The organism is Hymenobacter metallilatus (assembly GCF_003944705.1).
GTDB classification, from domain to species: domain Bacteria; phylum Bacteroidota; class Bacteroidia; order Cytophagales; family Hymenobacteraceae; genus Hymenobacter; species Hymenobacter metallilatus.
Genome location: NZ_RWIS01000002.1, coordinates 194,551 through 211,109 on the forward strand (window position 1 = coordinate 194,551; position 16,559 = coordinate 211,109).

Below are 16,559 nucleotides of genomic sequence, written 5' to 3' on the forward strand. Positions count from 1 at the left end.
GGCCGGGTTTCCGCTTAAAAAGTTGGCGGCGTTCAAATTCGCTCCTCAGCGTGCTCCCCTTGTGTATAGGCTTATTGTCCCCTGCGTTACCTCTTCTGCAGATACAGCAGCGTAGACTGCCCAGAAGGACCATACTTGTCGTTTATCAGAAAATACCCGCCGCGGTAAGCGGCGAGGCCTTCCCAGTTATAGGTCATGTATTCGCGGGGCAGTTCAAAGAGCGGTTTCCAGGTTACTTTGTCGCCTTTGTAGCGCAGGCTAATGAGGCGGCAGTAGTTCTGGTAGCTGTTGCCGCTCCGGATGAACCGGGCGTTAGGGTCGGGGCTGGGGGGGCGGTACACGCTGTCATCGGCCCCGTTGTAGAAGTAATTGATGGCCGTGAAACGGTTTTGGCCTTCATACGTCAGATCCGTTACACGGAAGGGGAGGCGGGCTACCGGCACAACCTGCGGAATATCGTGTTGCTTTACCGTTGCGGGCAGGCGGTAAGCCACATTGTCGTGCGTGAAGTAGTTGTATTCGAAGAAGAACAGCAGGCTCTGGTTGTAGCCCGTGGCCGCCTCAAACCCGGCGTTATGAATGTGGGTACCGTCCGTCAGGGCGGGCTTGGGCAGGGGCACCAGGTAGCGGGTGTCCAGGGTGATGGTGGCGTTTTCTTCGCTCAGCCGACCCTTAATCAGGTAGCAGTAGGTGGAGGCCGTAGTGGTTTCGATGGTAAAATAGGCATCGTCGCCCAGCATCGTGAGTCCCTCCAGGCCCTCGTAGAGCTGGCAGGCACTGTCAATGCGGGCCTTTATCTGGTCGAGGCCCCGGATGCTGTACTTTTTATAGCCCACGGTCTGCGCCTTCCCGGCCAGCTGGTTATCCATACTGCTAAGGCTGATACCGTACACTTTCGCCTCGGCGCGCTCCTGCAGACGGCTCTCCGAGAGCAGCAGCAGCTCGGTGGGGCGCAGGTACAGCCCGGAGAACTGGTTGTTTTTATCGGCAATTTCCGGGGGCAGCGGAATGGTGCGAAACGTGAACGGCGCTTTCTGGGCGCAAACGGCGCAGCTGCTGCTCAGCAGCAGAATGAGCAAAAGGTACTTCATCAGGCAAAAGATAACTAGGCGGCCTAAAGGTAAACCTTCCCGTATACCGGTGCGCCGCCGGGAGCTTGCCCACACGATATTCGGCTTTGCTTAGCCCAACACAATCTGTTTCGGGTGCATTTCCTCTGCGTAATCCTGGATAACCCGCCGCAGAATCTCCATGTCGCGGGGGCAGCAGCGGGCAAATTCCTCCCAGTTCGTGAGCATCAGTACGGGCGGCATTGGTACAATGGCCACCACCGAATCCCAGAAGGCGTCCCAGCTTGGGCCATACCATTCTGCAAAGCCCAACTGCTCCTTGAACAGCTGGTGCAGCGCCGCTTTGCTGGTAATGCCGGTGAGGTCGAGAGTCATGGCGAAGATCTGTAGCGCGAATTACACAGTTTGCGCTACAATTGCCGCCGTGGTGCCCACCTCGTCACCGTCTTCAACCTGACAGCCCACCACTTTCAGGCTGCCATATAGCTCTCCAATGCGCTCAGGGTTTCGGAAGGGGCACTCACGTGGGGGCAGTGCCCGGCCACGGGCAGGGTAATAAGCCGGGCGTGGGGCAGGCAGGCCTGCAGGTAGTCGCCCACCTCAAGCGGGGCAATTACATCCTCGGCGCACTGTACCAACAAGCAGGGCGTGTGGCACTGCGCTACATCGGCGCGGTTGTCGCCCAGAAACGTAAGGCGCGCAAACTGCCGGGCAATGGCCGGGTCGTTCTGGCAGAAGCTGTGCGCCAGCTCCGCCGTGAGGGAAGGCCGGTCGGGGTTGCCCATGATAAAAGGCGTGATATAATCGGCCCAGCCCACAAAATCGGTATCCATAAAATTCAGCAGCTGCTCCAGGTCCTGGCGCTCAAACCCGCCGTGGTACCCGCCCTCATTCAGGTAGCAGGGTGAAGGGCAGAGCAACAGCAGCTGCTGGAAATAGTGCGGCTCCCGGATGGCCGCCAACATGCCAATCATAGCGCCTACCGAGTGCCCGATAAGTGTAACCTGCTCCAGGGCTAATTGCTGGCAGATATCGAGCAAATCGAGGGCATATCCATCCAGGGAAGCATACCGGGCCGGCTCGTAGGCAGCCGTATCCGACAGCCCGGACCCCACATGGTCGTAGAGCACCAGCCGGCAGTGCTCCGAAAATGCCGGGGTTAGGTAGCGCCAGATGGTCTGGTCGCAGCCAAATCCATTCACGAACACCAGGGTGTGAGCACCATGTCCTAGTATCCGGACGTTATTGCGCTTGAACACATCCATCATGGGCGTAAGCTGTGGTAAGTGAAAAAGAATAGTTGATACTAGTAGATACACAAAGGGCCGCTGTTAGCCAAGTAATTACTAGAATAGGACGGCGGCGTATCCCGGAGTGGGCGACTGGAGGCTGAATAGATGGAATATAGTGAAAACTATATCAAAATGAGACGCCTCGTATTAGCCCGACCTGTTCCAGAACACCGGCAGCCTTGCATCGGCAATGCCCGTACACAGCAGCAGGCAGCTGGCCCCGGCCGCAGTAACCCTGGTACTATGAACGACACCTCCCCGACGACCCCGGCTACCGGGCAACCCCTGAGCCGCGTGGATGGCCGCCAGAAAGTAACCGGCCAGGCCCGCTACGCTGCCGAGCACGCCGTGCCCGGGGTAGTGCACGGGGTGCTGGTGACCAGTAGTATTGCCCGGGGCCGTATTGTGCGGCTAGATACGGCCGCGGCCGAGCAAGCACCCGGGGTACTGGCCATTCTTACCCACCGCAACTCGCCCGGCGTGCCCGCTTACCAGAATGCCCAGGCCAACAACAACCCCCGGCTGGAAGGGCAGGAGCTGCGCGTATTTCACGACGAGCAGATTCATTTCAGCAACCAGCCCGTGGCCCTGGCCCTGGCCGACACCCTGGAACATGCGCAGCACGCCGCCGCACTGGTACGGGTGCTGTATGAGGTGCTGAAACCCGAAACTGACCTCAGCGCCCACCGCAGCCGGGGCATCAAGCCCAAAAAAGCCGACGACTACCTGCGCGGTCAGCCCAATGCCTACCGCCAGGCCCCCGTGCAGGTAGCGCAGGAGTACCGCACGCCGGTACAGGTGCACAACCCCCTGGAGCCCCACGCCGCCATTGCGCACTGGAATGGCCCGCAGCAGCTTACTGTGTACAACAAAACCCAGGCCCCGGCCCTGGCCCGGCAGGATTTGATGCGCATGTTTCAACTGCCCGAAGATGGGGTGCGGGTGTATTCTCCGGTGGTGGGTGGTGCTTTTGGGGGGGCTTCGCGCATTTGGCCGCAGGAAGTAGCGGCTATTTTGGGTGCCCGGCTAACGGGCCGGCCGGTGAAAGTAGCGCTCCGACGCGACCAAATGTTTAATCTGGTAGGTTATCGGCCCTATTCCATTCAGAAAGTAGCCTTGGGTGCTACCGCCGACGGACTGCTGATGGGTATTACGCACGAGGCCCTGGGGCAGACTTCCCGCCACGAGGAGTTTGCGGAGCGCATCGTGGATCCTACCAAATCGGCCTACCGCTGCCCCAACCTCAACACCACGTACCAGCTTGTTCCCCTGGACCTGAGCACCCCCGCCTGGACGCGCGGCCCCGGCGAGGCCAGCGGCTCATTTGCCCTGGAGTCGGCTATGGATGAGCTAGCAGTAGCGCTGAAAATGGATCCGCTGGCGCTGCGCCTGAAAAACTTTGCCCCCACGGACCCCGTGGGCGACAAACCCTGGTCGAGCAACCAGCTGCGCCAGTGCTATGAGCGAGGTGCCGAGACATTCGGGTGGAGCCGGCGCCCGGCTCAGCCCCGCGCCACCCGCGACGGAGAGTGGCTGGTTGGCTGGGGCCTGAGTATGGGGATTTATAAGGCAGAACGCAGCAAAGCCAGTGCCCGGGCTCAATTGTTTGCCGATGGCCGCCTGCTGGTACAAAGCGCCACGGCCGATGCCGGACCCGGCACGGCCACCATTATGTGTCAGATTGCGGCCGACGCCAGCGGGGTACCCCTGGAATACGTGCGGTTTGAGCTGGGCGACTCCAGCCTGCCGCCGGCCCCGGGTCAGTTTGGCTCCCACACGGCAGCCTCGGTGGGCACGGCAGTACACACTGTCTGCATGGCGCTGCGGCAGCAGTTGCTGGAGTTGGCCGTGCACCACCCGCAATGGGCCAGCCGTAGGCTTAAACCCTCCGATATAATCCTGGCAAATGGGGTTGTGTACCCGAAACAGCGTCCCAGGGAGCAACTTACGTACGCCGAGCTGCTTCGCCAGCACAGCCTGATGGGGCTCGACCTCACCCGGGAGGCCGATAAAAGTCCGGAGCAGGAGCGTTATTCGGGTAAGTCGTTTTGCGCCAACTTTGTGGAGGTGCGCGTGCACGAGGCTACCGGACAGGTGCGCGTGAGCCGGGTGGTGTCGGCGCTGGATGTAGGCCGGGTGCTCAACCCCAAAACTGCTCGCTCTCAGGTGTACGGCTCGGTGGTATGGGGTATTGGCATGGCTCTGCTGGAAGAGGCCCGCCTGGACCACCGCTTTGGGCGCTACACCAACAACCAGTTGAGCGAATACCATATACCCGTCAACGCCGATATTCCGGCCATAGAAGTACTGTTTATGGAGGAGCCCGATCAGCACCTCGACCCAATGGGCGCTAAGGGCATGGGCGAAATTGGCTTGATTGGCTTTACGGCAGCCATAGCCAATGCCGTATACCACGCCACCGGCAAGCGTATCCGGGAGTTGCCTATTACCCCGGATAAGCTGATGGGGTGAAAAGGAGGGAAGGAAGGTGTGAGGGTAGGAGGAGATGGGTTGATAAAGAAAAAGTCATGTGGTACACCGGCCAGCCGTCCAGGTCGTAGGACTGAGCAGGAGAACAACAAAGAGGAACGTTCTTCCGAACGGAGCCGAGGAAGGGCGTTCAGGGATTGGTTACCACGCTAACGTCCTTTCGCAAGATTCCTCAACTTCGTTCGGAATGAAGGGCTAAAGTGTAAGTCAGTATCCCGTTGCGCAACGTCGGGTAGTTTTTTTGGTTCTTTAGCATCCAGAATCATCCACTCCACCACCAACTCCGCATGTACACATTTCGACTCCTGGCTCTGGCCGGCGGCCTGGCTCTGGCCGTTCCCGGCCTGGCTCAGCAAGGCACCAAGGCCGATCCGGCCATGCTCACTAAGATAAAAGAGGAAGGCCTGAACCGCTCCAAGGTGATGGAAACGGCCTTTTACCTCACCGACGTCTGTGGCCCCCGCCTGGCCAACTCCGCGGGCCTTACCCGCGCGAACCAGTGGACCCAGCAGCAGCTCACCAGCTGGGGCCTGGTGAAAGCCAGCATTGAGCCCTGGGGTATCTTTGGCCGCGGCTGGGACATTGAAAAATCGTACGTGGCCATGACGGCTCCGTACTATCACACCCTCATTGGGGCCCCCAAAGCCTGGACGCCCAGCACCAACGGCCCACTGAAAAAGCAGGTAGTTGTGGTAAAAGTCACTACCGAAGCCGAGCTAGACAAATACAAGGGGCAGCTACGCGACAAAATTGTGCTGCTGGAAGTGGCTAATCCGCCTAAAACCAGCTTCGAGCCCGACGCCCGGCGCTACACCGCGGAAGAGTTGCAGAAAATGGCCGACTTCAAACCCGAGCCTCCGGCTGCCAAGCCCGACGATGCCGAAATGGAGAAACGCCTGGCCCAGCGTCGCGCCCTGATGGCCCTGCGCGCCAAGATGTCGGATATGCTGCTGAGCGAAGGCGCGGCGGCTATTCTGAGCACCCGCGGCGGCTCCGATGGTACCTTCTTCACCAGCAACGGCGCACCCTACGCCGCCGATGCCAAGCCCGTGCTGCCCGAGCTGGAAATGGCTCCCGAAGACCAATTGCGTCTGATTCGGCTGGCTGAGGCAGGTATTGCGGTAGAAATCGAGCTGGAAACCCGCACCCGCTTCCAAACGCAGGATTTGAAAGGCTACAATGTGGTGGCGGAAATTCCGGGCACCGATAAAAAACTGAAAAGCGAAATTGTGATGCTGGGCGGCCACCTCGACTCCTGGCACGCGGCTACCGGGGCCACCGACAACGCGGCGGGTTGCGCCGTAATGATGGAAGCCGTGCGCATTCTGAAGGCGGCTGGTGTGCAGCCGCGCCGTACCATCCGGATTGCGCTGTGGGGTGAGGAGGAGCAGGGCCTGTTTGGCTCGCGCAACTACGTAAAAAACCACTTTGCCGACCCTGCCACCATGAAGCTGCTGCCCGACCACGAGAAGCTGGCCGCCTACTTCAACCTCGATAACGGGGCCGGTAAAATCCGCGGCATCTATGCCCAGGGCAACGAGGCAGTGGTACCCGTATTCCAGGAGTGGCTGCAGCCATTTGCCGATATGGGCGCTACCACCGTTACGCTGCGTAACACCGGCGGCACCGACCACCTCTCGTTTGATGCCGTGGGGTTGCCGGGCTTCCAGTTTATCCAGGACCCCCTGGACTACGGCACCCGCACCCATCATACCAACATGGACACCTACGAACGGCTACCTGCCGACGACCTCAAGCAAGCCTCCGTGCTGGTTGCCTCTTTCGTGTACCAGGCCGCCATGCGCGACGCCAAACTGCCCCGAAAACCCTTACCCGCCGCTAAGCCCGAGCAGCGGCTTTAGTGGTGAAATGATGAGATGGTGGAAAGGTGAGTTTGATGTTCTGATGGCGCTAGTAACGCCGTCAGAACATCAAACTCACCTTTTCACCATCTCACCCCTACTGTACTACCAGCTTCCGGGTGGTTTTGCCGGTGGCGTTGGTTACCTGAATCAGATAAAGGCCACTGTTCAGGCGTAGGGAACGGTCTACATCGAGGATGGAGCCGAAGGCAGTGTTGCGCCATACTTCCTTGCCGTTACTGTCCAGAATCTGGATGGTAGCGGGCTGGGTCTGGTCGGCGTTGTAGAGCTGAATGGTGAGCGGTGCTCCGGCCACTTGTGGGTTCGGGAATACTTCCATGGTCAGCGCCTCGGCTTTGGTGGTCGGGCTCAGGGGCGCAGCGGCCCGCGCACTACCCGATTTGGAGATACGAATCCAGTTGATATTCCAGCCGCCGGTTTGGGCAAATACGCCGAAGTTGTAAGTACCCGCATTTACATTCACGGTTTTAGAGACGGTGGTCCAGCTCTGCCAGCCGCCGGTGGCCGGAATGGAGGTGTTACCCAACTGAATAGCCCCGGCATTCAAATCCGACGACAACGTGCCGCCCGAGGGGCTGGCTACCCGGTACTCAATCAGGTATTGCCCTGAGGTAGGGAAGTTGATACCATTGTAAGCCATCCAGTCGCCGGCATCAATGTAGCCTACGTTCTGCCCGCCACCCGCATCGGTGGTAGTTTCCAGTTGCACGCCGTTCATGGCACTGTAGCTTTCGGCCTGCAGGGTAGTGGCAGCAGGAGGAGTGGTGGTTTTCTGGAACACCCGCACGTAATCCACCGACATGGTAGCGGGCAGCTTACTCTCATCTACCGTCTGGCCCGGCCAGTTGCCGGCTACGGCCAGGTTCAGCAGCAGGAAAAACGGCCGCTGAAACTCCTCGGTGCCACCCGTACCATTGGTAATGTTGATTTCGTGGTATTTTACTCCATCCACAAACCAGCGGATGTAGGTTGGCTCCCACTCAACGGAGTACACATGGTAAGCATCGGGAGTGGTAATAGTGTTGCCCCCGTACTCGGCGTGGCCGTTGCTGTCCCAGTGTACGGTGCCGTACACTTTGTTTTCGGCGTTGATGTGTTCCATCACGTCAATTTCGCCGCAGGCTGGCCAGCTTACCGTGTTAATGTTGGCTCCCAGCATCCAGAAGGCGGGCCACAGCCCCTGGCCCAGCGGCATCTTGATGCGGGCTTCCACTTTGCCGTATTTGAATTCCCGGGTACCCTGGGTTTTCATGCGGGCCGATGTGTAGGGCATACCGCCCACGCTTTGCTTGCGGGCCGTAATCTGTAGTTCAGTGCTGGTTACGGTAGCATTAGCGCGCTGGTAGTACTGCTTCTCGTTGTTGCCCCAGCCCCCGCCGCCGGTTTCAAATACCCAACTGGAGCTGATGCTGCCATTGAACTCATCGGCCCATACTTGCTGGTAGGTTTGGGCGCGGGAAGAAAGGGAGGTAAGCAGGCACAGTGCCGCCGCCCCCAACAGGGAGGTAAACCGGTGTTTCATGTGGTTGTGTGGGAGTTTGGTGGAATGGAAGAGCAAAAAACCGCCCGGACAAGGCCCGACGGCACCCTAAGTTTTGACGACATTTTCGGCAAAAGCAAACCCTGCCACACCTGCTGCTAGCCGCGGCGCAGCTCTGGTATACACTTACGGCACAACACCCGGTTTCCTCATGGGCACCGCGGAAGCCCATCGTCTGAGCCGGGGCTGCCTTGCTCAGACGGCTAAAAAACAAGAAAAAAATAGAGCCTTTAACCTCCTCCCGGGCCATAAACGCTGCTCCCCTACTGCCACCAGCTGCCGGTCGGTCTGGGGCGGTAGGGGGAGCAGGCTGTCTTTGCCGGGCGGGGTGAACCGGGGGCTGCAAGCAGTAAAACGGACGCTGGCCGGGTGAGGTACAGCAGTTGTGCCTTCGCTTGGTGTGCCCCTCGGGCAACGAGGGGCGGCTGGGTTTAGGGCGTGCTGGGGCGGGGCAGTTGCTGCTCCAGCTCCTGAATGCGCTGCTGCTGCTCCCTCACCTGCTGTTCCAGGGCAAGGGTGCGGAACATTACCTTGGCCTCCAGGCTCTTGTAGGCATGTTCCAGTTCCTCCTCGCGGCGGCGCAGGGCTGCCTGCACCAGCATATGGTCGTGAATGTCGGTGCAGGTGCCAAACCACTTCAGCACGTGGCCGGCTTCGTCTTTAAGCGGCAGGGCCCGGCCCAGAAACCACCGGTACTCTCCGTTCTGCTGCCGGAAGCGGTACTCCACCTCGTACAGCTGAGCAGTAGCCAGGGAGGTATTCCAGCGTTCCAGGCAGCGGGGCAAATCTTCGGGATGAATGACCGGCTCCCAGCCCCATTCCTGAGCTTGAGCCAGCGTTTGGCCGGTATACTCCATCCAGCGGCGGTTGAAGTACGTAACGCCCCCATCGGCGCGGGCAATCCAGATGATTTCGGGTACGCACTCGGCCAGGAATTCAAATTCCTGCACCTGCTGCTGCCGGGCCTGCGAATGAGCCTGCGTATCGGTAATATCCTTGGTAACGCCCTGAAACCGCACGGGCTGCCCGGTAGTGGGGTCGAAGGTGGCCAGGCCCGTGGAGCGCACCCACCGCTCTTCGCCGCTCGACCACAGCACCCGGTATTCCAGCGCAAACCGACCGTTACTACCCGGCTGCAGCGCCCGGGCAATACCCTGCTCAAGCGCCTGCCGGTCGGCCGCGTGGGCTACATGCAATAAGTGGTCGAACAACACCGGCTCGGTCTGAGCAAAGCCAAACAGCTGTTTGCACCGGGCCGAGCAGGTAAACTGGCGGCTGGTGAGGTCCATTTCCCACACGCCTACGCCAGCTGCCTCCAGGGCGGCTTCAATGCGTTCCAAGGGCAGCAGAGAGTCGGGGGTAAGCGGTAAATCAGCCATAAGGGAGTGCAAAGCCTGGACCGGTAAACGCTAAGGGTGCGTAAGCTCGATTTCTAAGCCCGATTGAAAATATAAAATAAGCCGACGTTGCGCACGCGAAGGAGTAAGCCGGAAGCGGGTTACCAGAGCCTGCATTTCGCCTTCGGGCATAGTCAGCACCAGATAGGGCTGGCCGAGCAGGTCGTCGCGCTCCACCCTCCAACGGCCAAGGAGGGTGCCCCGCGGCCCTAACAGGTGCCACTGAGCATCCGTAAACTCCATTTGCTGGGCGTGCAGCCACACCTCCGACGAGGCACGACCGGCATGCAAAATCCGAACTTGCCAGCGGGCGTACAAATATTCTAAGGGCAGTACTCGTAAGTTTACGTCGTAGAGTACTTCAGCGGAAGACATTCGTCTGAATAAGTTGTGCACGCATCGCTTTGCTCACCTTTCTGGAGCTTAGCATGGCTAGCAGAGCAGTTTTTTTCGTAAGAGAAGCTATTCTAAGAACCCAAGTGCGTTGGTTATGAGTCCGAAACCAGGGAATACGAAGGTAGAATCCCCCCCGCCGAACTCGTTGGCTACTTCTCCCGACTCATTATCGGATTCACCCCAGGTGACAAATGGTCTTACAAAAATAGGAAAAAGTCTTACAGATATTCCTTCTGCTCCGGAAAATACTCCGGTTATCCGGCGCAAACCTGGTCGTCCGCCCCGGCCTACCACGGCCCCGGTTACGTGGTCGGTGCGCGGAGTAACCCGCGAAACCCGTGCCACGCTGGAACAGGCCGCCGCCCGCAGCGGTAAAACGCTGGGCCAGTACCTGAACGAGGACATCAGGGCATTTGCCGCCCAGCAGCTACGCCACCGCACGGTGCCTCCCACCGATTTGCAGGACCAGGTGAACTACCTGCGGCAGCTGGTGGAGAACCTGGCGGCCATGCTGGCTGCCCATCCCCCCCGCGAGTAAGCACCTAACTCAGCTGCTCTTTGAATAGCTTTAAGGTCCGGCTCCAGGCTAGCTTAGCCGCCTCAGCATTATAGCGGGCCGGTGAAGAGTCGTTGTTGAAGGCGTGATTTACACCCTCGTACATGTACTGCTGATAGGGTGCGTTGGCCGCTTTCAAGGCCGCTTCCCAGGCGTCTTTGCCCGCATTCACCCGCTCGTCGAGGCTGGCGTAGTGCAGCAGCAGGTGGGCCTTAATGCCGGAGGCTTCTGCAGCGGGCGGCTGCGTACCATAGTAGGCTACGGCGGCATTGAGTTGAGGGTCGTGGGTGGCGAGGCTGTTGGCCAGGGCCCCACCCCAGCAGAAGCCCACGCAGCCGGTGCGGCCGTTGCTATCGGGCCGGGCACGTAGATAACGCAAGGCCGCCAGGTAGTTTTCCATATTCTGCTGCTTATCCAGCTTGCCAATAAGCGTGCGGCCCTCATCCTCATTGGTTGGCGTACCGCCGAACACCGACAGGGCATCTACTCCCAGTGCCACATAGCCGGCCTGCGCCACGCGCCGCGTCACATCCTTAATGTGGGGCGTCAGGCCGCGGTTTTCGTGGATAACCACTACGGCTCCGCGCTTCTTTTTGCCCTGAGGCCGCACTAGATAGCCTTTCATGGTCAAATTAGCGGCACCTGACCAGCTAACCTCTTCTTCTACCAGCTTCTCATCGGCGGCGGCCAGGGTAGCGGCTTGGGCATAGCCGGGCTCCAGCACTGCCAGCGCGGCAGCGGCCAGGGCCGTGCCGCCCGCCAACTGAACCAGCCGCTCCAGAAACTCCTTGCGGGTAAGCGGGGCATGCGTGTACTCGTCGAAAAGGTTGATAATACGCTGGTCCATAGGGGGTAGGTGGGTAAGTGGTGGCGGAGAAAGATAGGCAAACCCATTCGAAGCTGCACCAGTGCTGGGCCATTCAGACCCCGGTTTCCGGCACTCAGTCGATTTTTCCGGCACTCCCACGAAAGTACCTGCTTTTGGGTGCTCCACTGGCCAGTTTTGGCCCATTCATCACCAACACCACTTTTAACGCTATGGACACAAAGCAACTTGCCCGCGACGTAAAATTCCTCAAAGCCTATGCCCTGGGTGCCACCCTGGTGCCAGCAATAGCTCTGCTCTGCGCCTTTGGCAAACCCGACAAGCCGGTGCGATTCAAGGAAATATCGGTGGAGCGCCTGAACCTGGTGGAAGCCGATGGTACCCTGAAAATGATGATGAGTAACAAGGCCCGGTTTCCGCAGGGCGTTACGGTTGAGGGCAAACACCTGAGCTACAAGCGGGAGCACCCTGGTATGTTATTCTTTAACGATAAGGGCGAAGAGTGCGGAGGGCTGATTTTTGGGGGACAGAAGGATAAGGATGGTAAGGTAGCGGCAGGTGGCCACCTGTCGTTCGACCGGTTTGGGCAGGACCAGGTTATTGCCCTGAACTACCAGGAGCACGGCGGCGGCTACAAGGCCGGCCTCACCTTCAACGATGCCCCCGACGAATCGATGGTGACGCTGGAGGAGAAGTACAAGAATGCCACGCCCGAAGAAAAGCAGAAAGCGGTGCAGGAAGGCAAGCTGGGCCTGCTCACCCGCATGTACGTGGGCACCACAGTCGGCCGCTCCTCGGCCATGATTATGGCTGACCAGCGTGGGGCCACCCGCGTAATGCTGGTAGCCAATACCACTCAGTCGACCTTGGATTTCAAGGACAGCCAGGGCCGTACCCGTCTTACTATTGGGGTTGATAAGAATAACCAGCCGGTGTTGCGCTTCCTGGACGAAAATGGTAAGGAAACCAAGGCTACCGGTCAGCTCTAACGATTACCCTGATAGGGGCTGGCCGCCCGGGTGTCGGCCGGACGGGTGGCTAGCTCCCGCAGCTACGTTACGCCCGGCCACGAACGGTAGAGCTGGGTTGGCAACTGGTGCCCGGGAGCTGCTTGGTACACCTGAGTGCCACAACCTTGGGCCGCAGTAAGGGCGAAACAACGTAGTTTCCGGCCACCATATCCTGCTTATGCGCAAAAAACCCTGGTTTTACCTGTTCGTGCTGCTGCTGTCGGGGCTGCTAGCCTTATACACACGCCTGACTATGGCGGTGACGGCCGAGGAATTCTACCTCTATCCGGATGCGCCCTTCTGGATTTTTCTGGAAGCCTTGCTGGTTGTGTTTGTGCTCGACCGGCTACACGCTCATGCCACGCGCCGGGAGCGGGCCAGTGGCCGGGCCCGCTACTACTTTGGTCTGCTGTGGCAGGGCGGCCTGCTTTTCGTGGGCACACTGCAGCTGCTGAATGCGCTGCTGGTACTTGTGGGCGTTGCCCGCGGCGACTTTGGCAACTGGTACGCCCTGGTCCGCAGCTTGTCGTCGGATGTGTTTCTGTACCTGCTGGTGGGAAGCGTATACCTGCCGTTTCTGTACCAGCAACACGCCAACCAGGTGCGGGTGGAAGTGGAGCGGCTGGAAAAAGCAGCTACCCAGGCTCGCCTTCAAGCCCTGCAGCAGCACGTCGACCCTCATTTCCTGTTTAATAACCTCAATATTCTGGCTGCCCTCATCGAGCCGGCTAACACGGCTGCCCTCAACTATGTAGCGCATCTGGCCAGCCTCTACCGTTACCTGGTGCGTACCCGCCAGCACGATGCCGTGCCAGTAGCCGAGGAACTGGCTTTTCTGCACGATTATCAGTTTTTGCTGCAACGGCGCTTTGGGGCCGCGTACGTGTTTGAGGAGGATGTGCAGGTACCCGCCGAGGAGCTGCAGCACCTGCTTATTCCGCCCGGGGTAGGGCAGGAGTTGCTTACCAATGCCCTCAAGCATAACCTGGGCAGCCGAAACCGGCCCCTGCACGTGCGCCTTACCCTTACTGCTACCAGCCTGCAGGTACGCAATGCCCGCCAGACCCGCCCCGTACCGGCCCCCGGTGAGGGAAGCGGGCTGGCGGGTTTGCGGGCCCGGTTGGCCCTGCTGCACCCTACCCCCGTGCGCATCGACGATACCCCCGAGTACTTCAGCATAACACTGCCCCTGGTACGACGCGCGCCCGCGCCAGCGTAAGGGCCACCTGAGGAAGCCGCCAGAACGTGTTGCTCCAGGTTAACCGCTCCTGCCTGTCGGTACCAGAGTGTGTGGTGCATTGGGGCGGAGTTCTGGATACTTATTCTTCCGGTCTGTACTTTCCGCGCGTTTCGTTCAGCCTCTGTATTTTCTATCCTTTGCTTTCATGCTTCGCCTCTTACTGCTTGAAGATGAGGAGCCGGCCCTCGACCAGCTCCGCCGTTTTGCATTGCACTATGCCCCCACTGCTACCATTGTTAGCGAGTGCCAGCAGGTAAGTGAGGCGGCTGACTTCCTGCGCCAGTACCCCGCCCCCGACCTGATCTTATCCGATATTGAGCTGCTGGATGGCAATGTATTTCAACTCTTCGGACAGGTAGCCGTTAGCAGCCCCGTTATCTTTGTCACGGCCTACGATTCGTTTCTGGTGCAGGCGTTTGAGCAGAATGGAATTGCTTATGTACTAAAGCCGGTGCAGTACACGCAGTTTGCGGCCGCCATGCACAAGTTTGAGCGGTTGCGACAGTCGTTCCAGGGAGCGGCGCTGCAGCAGCTGGCCGCTACGTTGGGTAGCGCACCGGGGCCGGCCTATAAGCAGCGGCTGGTAAGCAAGTCCCGGCAAGGTTTGTACCTGCTGGAGGTACCCGATCTGGCATATTTTCAGCTGCGCCATGGCGTTACGCACGCCGTTGATGGGCAGGGCCGGGCGTTTGTGCTCAACGAAACCCTCAGTCAGCTAGAGGCCCAGCTCGACCCCACCCGATTCTTCCGCCTCAACCGCACCGAAATGGTACAGCTCAGCGCCATTGAGCGGCTGGAACCCTATTTCAACGATACGCTGGTGGTCCATCTGAAAGGCCAGGCTGTTAGCCTGACGGCCAGCACCCACCGTACCCCGGAGCTCCGTCGTTGGCTGGGTATAAAATGATACGCCCGGCTGCCACTGGCAGCCGGGAGAACAGGAAGCTATTCTGAGCGCACTTATTCTTCCCGATGCACAGTGGCCGGGCTAAAAGCCGGCACGCACACCGACCAGTACTCGCACTCGGCATCAAAGGGGTTGGAGTAGCGCACCCGGGCTCCGGCCCTGATCAGCAACGACTCGCCGGCTCCTAGCTCCACCACGTCGCCGTCAATTTCAAACCGCTTGCGGCCACGCACTACTATCGTTACCTCGTCGAACTCCGGACGCTGATAAGGCTCGCTCCACTGCGGCGGGGCCACCATATGAGCCACACTATACTGGTCGGTGCCGGTACTGGCCAGGCCAATGTGTTCCTCAATAAGTTTCCCGTCGGTGGTGGGTACTACAAATGGATTTTGCTGACGGAAATAACGTTTCTCTGACATTGGTAAGCAACTGAAGCGGAAAACTACGTGAAAAAACCTGCTAAGGCCGCAGGCTACAACTCCTGACCTCCAACGGCCCGGTTATTGGCCTTTGGGCGGGCTGGTTTCGGTGCCAGGGCAAGGACCTTGCGTAAAAGTTTTAACCCCGGCATTGCTCGCCTGACAAGCGTTGCTGTAGGTTTGGTTGTTGCAGCCGCAAACGGGCGCGTACTCCATGGTACACATGGCATCTTGCCTGATTTTGCTGGGGTCGATACAGTCAGTAGTCGGCGGAGTTTCACGCTGACAGGCCAGCAGCAGCAGGCCCGAGGCCGCCAGAGAAGCAAATTTGAGCATGGATAAGTTGGAAGGTTAAGGTAAACACACAGAAGCAAAGGAAGAGCAAACCGGCCTGGGGCAGGTCTGGCCTCTGCTCTACGGCAATGGGCCCTCAATGATAAGCCAGTGAAATATTTTCTGGTGCTAATTTTTACCTTGGGGCAAAACCTCGGCCGTGTAGCCGCGTATAGCAGGCCATAATCGGCCTATATCCTTTCGGATGAGCCGGTTTTCTCCCTAGAACCTATTTTCAACCAATCTCTCCCCACAACTCATGTCGTACCACGAAGAAGACAACTCCGGTAAAATTCTCCTCGCTGCACTAGCCGGTGCCGGTGCCGGTATTATTGCTGGCCTGCTCATGGCTCCCGACAAAGGCAAAGCTACCCGCGAGAAAATTGGCACTGCTGCTACCAAGTACAGCGGCCAACTGGGCGAGCAGCTGTCGAAATATGGCGAAGACCTCGACACAAAATTCAAAGGATATATCGAAAAGCTGGAAGACCTGGGCCTCACGGGCGCCGGCTCTAAGCTGAAACTGAAAGGCAATTGGGATGAGGCTAAAGGCAAGCTGAAACAGCAGTACGCCCAACTCACCGATGAGGACCTGGAATACGCCGAAGGCAAAGGCGACGAGCTGGTAGGCCGCTTGCAGAACAAGCTGGGCAAAGCCAAGCACGAGGTAGTGAAACTGCTGAACGACCTGTAGGCTACCACTAACTACTAGAACAAGCCCTCACCTCATGAGCAGGTGAGGGCTTTTTTTTAACCTGCTGCCTGTATTCTGCGTTACGTATATTCCGGTACTCAGCCGGTTGTGGCATCCTCAACCTTCATCTTTCTTTCGTATGCAAGACACAAAGGGTAAAGTGATTCTTTCGTTGCTGGCCGGAGCCACGGCCGGTATTGTTGCCGGCCTGCTGCTGGCCCCCGAAACTGGCGAAGAGGCGCGCACCAACCTCAAAAAATCAGCTTCCCGCGTTGGCGACGACCTCAGTAAGCTGCTGAAAGAAGGAAAAAACCGGCTCGATGCCCTGAAAGGGCAAGCACCAGCCGATTCCGAGCAACACCACGCCGACCGCTCCGCCGCCAACGCACTGTTGGACTCCTTGGATCAGCCAGGTTCTGCAGCCTACCCCAGCGACGATGACCTCGACTATGATGGCACCGGCAGCGACTCCCGGCACTTCCCGGGCTATAAAGCCTAAAATT

General features: G+C 59.0%; 17 protein-coding genes. 8 read left to right on the top strand and 9 right to left on the bottom strand.

The features are described from left to right. Positions 1 to 86: 86 nt before the first annotated feature. The 3 genes from EI290_RS04210 to EI290_RS04220 all read right to left on the bottom strand — a co-directional run bounded on the left by EI290_RS04210 (position 87) and on the right by EI290_RS04220 (position 2,338). Positions 87 to 1,091, bottom strand: coding sequence for a hypothetical protein (locus tag EI290_RS04210; RefSeq protein WP_125427083.1), 1,005 nt, complete (start codon positions 1,089 to 1,091; stop codon positions 87 to 89). A gap of 90 nt (positions 1,092 to 1,181) precedes the next feature. After that, entirely contained in the window at positions 1,182 to 1,445 is a 264-nt protein-coding gene (locus tag EI290_RS04215) for a barstar family protein (RefSeq protein WP_125427085.1), read from the bottom strand. 95 nt (positions 1,446 to 1,540) lie between these two features. Then, positions 1,541 to 2,338 (bottom strand): alpha/beta fold hydrolase, encoded by a 798-nt coding sequence (locus tag EI290_RS04220; protein ID WP_246008846.1) that lies wholly within the window; start codon positions 2,336 to 2,338, stop codon positions 1,541 to 1,543. Between the two features lie 267 nt (positions 2,339 to 2,605). On the opposite strand from EI290_RS04220, the gene EI290_RS04225 reads away from it, so the two are divergent. Together EI290_RS04225 and EI290_RS04230 are read left to right on the top strand one after the other, a co-directional pair. Continuing rightward, positions 2,606 to 4,834, top strand: coding sequence for a xanthine dehydrogenase family protein molybdopterin-binding subunit (locus tag EI290_RS04225; RefSeq protein WP_125427087.1), 2,229 nt, complete (start codon positions 2,606 to 2,608; stop codon positions 4,832 to 4,834). 305 nt (positions 4,835 to 5,139) lie between these two features. Then, entirely contained in the window at positions 5,140 to 6,714 is a 1,575-nt protein-coding gene (locus EI290_RS04230; RefSeq protein ID WP_125427089.1) for a M28 family metallopeptidase, read from the top strand. 97 nt (positions 6,715 to 6,811) lie between these two features. Here the strand turns inward: EI290_RS04230 and EI290_RS04235 are convergent, their stop codons facing one another. The 3 genes from EI290_RS04235 to EI290_RS04245 form a co-directional block, all read right to left on the bottom strand. Next, positions 6,812 to 8,257 carry a carbohydrate-binding protein gene (locus EI290_RS04235; RefSeq protein WP_125427091.1) on the bottom strand — a complete coding sequence of 482 codons (1,446 nt, stop codon included), beginning with the start codon at positions 8,255 to 8,257 and terminating at the stop codon, positions 6,812 to 6,814. Positions 8,258 to 8,706: 449 nt separating this feature from the next. Further along, positions 8,707 to 9,654, bottom strand: a complete 948-nt coding sequence (locus EI290_RS04240; RefSeq protein WP_125427093.1) for a PAS domain-containing protein — start codon at positions 9,652 to 9,654, stop codon at positions 8,707 to 8,709. Between the two features lie 30 nt (positions 9,655 to 9,684). Further along, positions 9,685 to 10,047: a hypothetical protein gene (locus EI290_RS04245; RefSeq protein ID WP_125427095.1), complete on the bottom strand. Its 363-nt coding sequence runs from the start codon at positions 10,045 to 10,047 to the stop codon at positions 9,685 to 9,687. 166 nt (positions 10,048 to 10,213) lie between these two features. Here EI290_RS04245 and EI290_RS04250 point away from each other — a divergent pair, with 166 nt between their 5' ends. Next, positions 10,214 to 10,606 (top strand): hypothetical protein, encoded by a 393-nt coding sequence (locus tag EI290_RS04250; RefSeq protein ID WP_246008847.1) that lies wholly within the window; start codon positions 10,214 to 10,216, stop codon positions 10,604 to 10,606. A gap of 4 nt (positions 10,607 to 10,610) precedes the next feature. On the opposite strand, the gene EI290_RS04255 is transcribed toward EI290_RS04250, so the two are convergent. Beyond that, positions 10,611 to 11,471 carry a dienelactone hydrolase family protein gene (locus tag EI290_RS04255; protein ID WP_125427097.1) on the bottom strand — a complete coding sequence of 287 codons (861 nt, stop codon included), beginning with the start codon at positions 11,469 to 11,471 and terminating at the stop codon, positions 10,611 to 10,613. Between the two features lie 191 nt (positions 11,472 to 11,662). Here EI290_RS04255 and EI290_RS04260 point away from each other — a divergent pair, with 191 nt between their 5' ends. From EI290_RS04260 to EI290_RS04270, 3 genes are all read left to right on the top strand, one after another. Next, complete coding sequence (locus tag EI290_RS04260; protein ID WP_125427099.1) at positions 11,663 to 12,439, top strand: hypothetical protein; 777 nt, start codon at positions 11,663 to 11,665, stop codon at positions 12,437 to 12,439. A gap of 199 nt (positions 12,440 to 12,638) precedes the next feature. Next, positions 12,639 to 13,679, top strand: a complete 1,041-nt coding sequence (locus EI290_RS04265) for a sensor histidine kinase (protein WP_125427101.1) — start codon at positions 12,639 to 12,641, stop codon at positions 13,677 to 13,679. 166 nt (positions 13,680 to 13,845) lie between these two features. Further along, on the top strand, positions 13,846 to 14,607 hold the full coding sequence (locus tag EI290_RS04270) for a LytR/AlgR family response regulator transcription factor (RefSeq protein WP_125427103.1): 762 nt from the start codon (positions 13,846 to 13,848) through the stop codon (positions 14,605 to 14,607). A gap of 53 nt (positions 14,608 to 14,660) precedes the next feature. Here EI290_RS04270 and EI290_RS04275 read toward each other — a convergent pair whose 3' ends face one another. Beyond that, positions 14,661 to 15,029, bottom strand: a complete 369-nt coding sequence (locus EI290_RS04275) for a cupin domain-containing protein (protein WP_125427105.1) — start codon at positions 15,027 to 15,029, stop codon at positions 14,661 to 14,663. Positions 15,030 to 15,110: 81 nt separating this feature from the next. Then, positions 15,111 to 15,365, bottom strand: coding sequence for a Kazal-type serine protease inhibitor family protein (locus EI290_RS04280; protein WP_125427107.1), 255 nt, complete (start codon positions 15,363 to 15,365; stop codon positions 15,111 to 15,113). Positions 15,366 to 15,621: 256 nt separating this feature from the next. On the opposite strand from EI290_RS04280, the gene EI290_RS22835 reads away from it, so the two are divergent. After that, positions 15,622 to 16,056 (top strand): CsbD family protein, encoded by a 435-nt coding sequence (locus EI290_RS22835; protein ID WP_125427109.1) that lies wholly within the window; start codon positions 15,622 to 15,624, stop codon positions 16,054 to 16,056. Between the two features lie 139 nt (positions 16,057 to 16,195). Continuing rightward, on the top strand, positions 16,196 to 16,555 hold the full coding sequence (locus EI290_RS04290; protein ID WP_125427111.1) for a YtxH domain-containing protein: 360 nt from the start codon (positions 16,196 to 16,198) through the stop codon (positions 16,553 to 16,555). Positions 16,556 to 16,559 lie beyond the last annotated feature (4 nt).